The sequence below is a fragment of the Planktotalea frisia genome, assembly GCF_001890925.1.
In the GTDB taxonomy this organism is placed as follows: domain Bacteria; phylum Pseudomonadota; class Alphaproteobacteria; order Rhodobacterales; family Rhodobacteraceae; genus Planktotalea; species Planktotalea frisia.
This window is the reverse complement of the sequence record NZ_MLCB01000082.1, coordinates 1-3,972: the sequence shown is the minus strand read 5'-3', so window position 1 is coordinate 3,972 and position 3,972 is coordinate 1. Positions and strand designations below refer to the sequence as shown.

Below are 3,972 nucleotides of genomic sequence, written 5' to 3'. Positions count from 1 at the left end.
TGACCAGATCGCTGCATGACCAACAATCCTCAAACACCAGATTTGACAATAACTCCCATGTAACGGGTTGGCGATTGTTTTTGGCGGCGCGCCCCCTCGGGTTGCGTCGCCTTTTCATTTTTTTGGGGTTTGCAGTTTACGACTTTAGGTTGAGCCAGCCCACGGCTTATTTACTTATATACTGATATCGGGGATTATGTGATGCATGTTGGGGTTGAAATTCTAGATTATCTCAAACAATAAAACCAAACATTAGAAATCCCTCATTAAAAAATCACCATGACTTATCGAGCCACAATGAGGACCAGTTGTTTGATAAGTTGGCGGACAAAGTCGTGTTACAACTTCAGTCGTAAGCCATGGCAATAGTTTTTCAACTTTGCCAAAAACTGGAGCTCCTGAAGTTGTTTCAATTGTCAGCGATTTAATTGACGTACCAGATCCGAAGAAAGCTGCTATGTCGTCTGGCTCCAGTACTTGAATACTCGTAAAGTCATTCATGTCCGAGAAAACAACAAAAGGTGGATAGGCCCGCTCAGGGACTGGGAATGCAGTTTTTGTTCGCTTCAACTCTCCAATCCAGCGTTTATAACCTGCGTCACGATTGACGGAAATGACCGGCGGATAGAAAACAGCACCAAGCCAAGCGTCTGGTTCGGTGTAATAACCACCCTCTCCCAACAGAGCAAAAAGATAACGTCCCGGTGAAACTTCTACAGCGATCGCCTCGCCTTGCAAACCTCGCCTAACATTATTCAAATACGAAGGGAAAAACCCCGGGAAACTGGGGCGTTTGTAAGTCAACCTCATCAAACTTGAACCCGTCTTGATCCCGGTCGGGGTGTTTACCTCGACACGCGCCACAATGCTTACATTCAGCGTTCTGGACGTTACATACACAGTCAAGAACGTGAGTAAGAGAACTATCAGAAACACAAATTTCATAGGGATAAATTTCTAAAACCCCAAAAGGGTCAAAATATGGCGGAAATCCAATAGTGGCTGTTATATTCGCAAACGGACTTAACAAAAAACCGCCGCGAGAAACTAATCCCACGGCGGCTCTCAATACTCAGAAACAATAAAAAGCGTTTAGCCCTTCATTGTTTTCGCAACTTCCGCCGCGAAATCTTCTTCTACTTTTTCGATGCCTTCGCCAACTTCAAGACGCACAAAGGATGCGATCTCAACGCCTGCTTCTTTCGCAGCTTCACCAACCGTAAGGTCGGGGTTCACAACAAAAGCTTGGCCCAATAGCGTGCTCTCTGCGAGCCACTTTTTCATACGGCCCACAATCATCTTTTCGATGACTTGCTCAGGCTTGCCGGACTCGCGTGCGATATCCATCTGAACTTGCTTTTCTTTCTCAACAACAGATGCGTCGAGATCCGCTTCGGACAAAGCGGCAGGGTTTGCAGCAGCGATGTGCATCGCGACCTGCTTGCCAAACGCATCGTTTGCAGCGGACAAACCAACCAAAACACCGATCTTGCCCATGCCTGTAGCCGCAGCATTGTGTACGTAGGACACAACCGCAGGCGCTTCAACGGCAGCCATACGGCGCAAGGACATGTTCTCACCGATTGTAGCGATCTTGGCTGTCAGGACATCAGCGACAGGCTTGCCGCCCATATCTGCGGCTGCAAGCTCTTCAACGGAAGACGTGCCCATTGCAACAGCTGCGATACCGCCAACCATCTCTTGGAATTCAGCGTTCTTACCAACGAAGTCGGTCTCGGAGTTGACTTCAACTGCAACGCCTTTGCCGCCTTCAACTGCAACGGCCACGAGGCCCTCTGCAGCTGTACGACCGGATTTCTTCGCCGCTTTCGCGAGGCCCTTGGTGCGCAACCAATCGATTGCTGCTTCCATATCGCCGTCAACTTCTGTGAGCGCTTTTTTCGCGTCCATCATGCCTGCGCCAGATGTGTCGCGCAGTTCTTTAACCATGGCTGCTGTGATTGCCATTTTCATATCTCCTAGAATGGGGAAAACGAGGGCGGGGTGATCCCCTGCCCTCGCGCGTTTAGGCTTAAGGCTTAGCTGGCTGGAGTTTCAGCCGCTGCTTCAGGTGCTGCCTCTGCAACAACTTCTTCCATTGGGGCTTCTTCCATCGCACCAAGGTCAACGCCAGCGGCGCCAAGCTGAGCGGACATGCCGTCAAGTGCTGCGCGTGCCGCGAGATCGCAATAAAGTGCAATTGCACGTGCCGCGTCGTCGTTGCCAGGAATGATGTAATCGATGCCGTCAGGCGAGCAGTTCGTGTCAACGATCGCAACGACGGGGATGCCGAGCTTGTTGGCTTCTGCAATTGCCAGCGCTTCTTTTTTCACGTCGATGACGAAGATAAGGTCAGGAACGCCACCCATTTCGCGGATACCGCCGAGGGACGCCTGAAGTTTACCTTGATCGCGCTCCATGCCGAGGCGCTCTTTCTTGGTCAGACCTTCAAAGCCTGTCTCGAACTTCTCGTCGATGGACTTGAGGCGGTTGATGGACTGGGAAACTGTTTTCCAGTTTGTCAGCGTGCCACCCAACCAACGGTGGTTCATGTAATACTGTGCGCACTGCTCAGCTGCGTTTGCAACTGGCTGGGCCGCCTGACGCTTTGTTCCAACGAACAAGATGCGGCCGCCTTTTGCGACGGTATCACGGATCGCGTTCAACGCTGCGTCGAGCATTGGAACGGTCTGTGTGAGATCCATGATGTGGATGCCATTACGCGCGCCGTAAATAAACGGACCCATACGTGGGTTCCAACGCTGCGTTTGGTGGCCGAAGTGTACGCCTGCTTCGAGCAGTTGGCGCATGGTGAACTCTGGTAGAGCCATGTCAGTCTTCCTTTTTCCGGTTTCGCCTCGGTGGGGGTGATGAACGGATGTTCAAACCGGCGGACGTTTTGAGGATTTCTCCCTCAAAGGCCCAACCCCACCTGCGGGATTTAGTAGGGCGCGTTTAGGCCACGCGCCTGTATTGTTCAAGCGTTTTATTCTTGCGCTGTAATGCGCATAATTGCCGTGCCGTTACTGCGGTCATTAATTTGCGCAATCGCAGCGGTTTCTTCAGCATTCGGCCCGCCTATCACACCAAGTGCGTTTACGATTTGAGATCCCGAATTTAGATCCGCAGCACCGCTAAAACCAGTCACCGATCCAGTCGTACGGTTGTCATCTTGATAAACACCACCGCTTAGCGCCAATTCATTTATCGCAATGATGCCGCCACCAGAATAAGCCACACCATCAATTTGTCCCACAGGATTGCTCATAGTGATATTTACACTTTCTTGCGTGAAATTCGCTGTCACGGTTGCGTCCATCACACCGGTAAAGACCTGCGACGTCGGCGTGTTGACATAGATCACATCCCCAGAGCCGCGCATCGTCGCACTGCCGCTTGCAGGGATCATCCCATTTGGTGTCGGGATCACAGCGACAAGGTTGTCGCCGCCAGAAATCAACTTGCCAGCGTACCGATTACCTTGAGCCGCCACTTTATAACCATTTCCAGACACTGTGGCTTCGTTGGAAACAGGGTCATACATGCCAGCAACGCTACGAATGTCACCGTTTCTTGTATTAAAGGTCAGAACACTAATTGGCACAACGCCGCTCGCGCCAGACAAGGGCGCCGCTAGCAAGTCATTTGCGTCGCCAATTGCCGTGTTTGGGGCAACAACACCGATTCTCGCGCTGGGAAATTGCGCCGTGCTAAAACCGACATTCTGTTCATTTCCAGAACCAACAACGCGCTCAACATTGTCACCGGTATTAGGACCTGTATTCGTTCCCGAGTTTGAAACACTTGTCTCTGTCTGGCTCGCATTACACGCGCTGAGAACGGAAAACGTGAAACCAACAAGTCCCAATTTTACGAATTTATGAGCAAACATATGAACCGGCCTTCCAAGAGTGCTGTAGGCTCAGGACCCATTAATTGCCTTGATGCTGGTTTGTCGTCATGATTCACGAA

At 51.0% G+C, this 3,972-nt stretch carries 4 protein-coding genes; all 4 read right to left on the bottom strand.

Translation table 11 applies throughout. The annotated features are described in order from the left end of the window. Positions 1-252: 252 nt before the first annotated feature. Entirely contained in the window at positions 253-738 is a 486-nt protein-coding gene (locus PFRI_RS04725; protein WP_072629592.1) for a hypothetical protein, read from the bottom strand. A 354-nt stretch (positions 739-1,092) separates the two neighbouring features. After that, positions 1,093-1,968, bottom strand: coding sequence for a translation elongation factor Ts (gene tsf, locus PFRI_RS04720; RefSeq protein WP_072629591.1), 876 nt, complete (start codon positions 1,966-1,968; stop codon positions 1,093-1,095). A 71-nt stretch (positions 1,969-2,039) separates the two neighbouring features. Next, on the bottom strand, positions 2,040-2,831 hold the full coding sequence (gene rpsB / locus PFRI_RS04715) for a 30S ribosomal protein S2 (protein ID WP_072629590.1): 792 nt from the start codon (positions 2,829-2,831) through the stop codon (positions 2,040-2,042). Between the two features lie 155 nt (positions 2,832-2,986). Then, complete coding sequence (locus PFRI_RS04710; protein WP_072629589.1) at positions 2,987-3,892, bottom strand: hypothetical protein; 906 nt, start codon at positions 3,890-3,892, stop codon at positions 2,987-2,989. Positions 3,893-3,972 lie beyond the last annotated feature (80 nt).

Bases quoted from the DNA above. Each gene is read 5' to 3' on its own strand.
- tsf (WP_072629591.1), bottom strand. From the start codon at position 1,968: ATGGCAATCACAGCAGCCATGGTTAAAGAACTGCGCGACACATCTGGC.
- rpsB (WP_072629590.1), bottom strand. From the start codon at position 2,831: ATGGCTCTACCAGAGTTCACCATGCGCCAACTGCTCGAAGCAGGCGTA.
- PFRI_RS04710 (WP_072629589.1), bottom strand. From the start codon at position 3,892: ATGTTTGCTCATAAATTCGTAAAATTGGGACTTGTTGGTTTCACGTTT.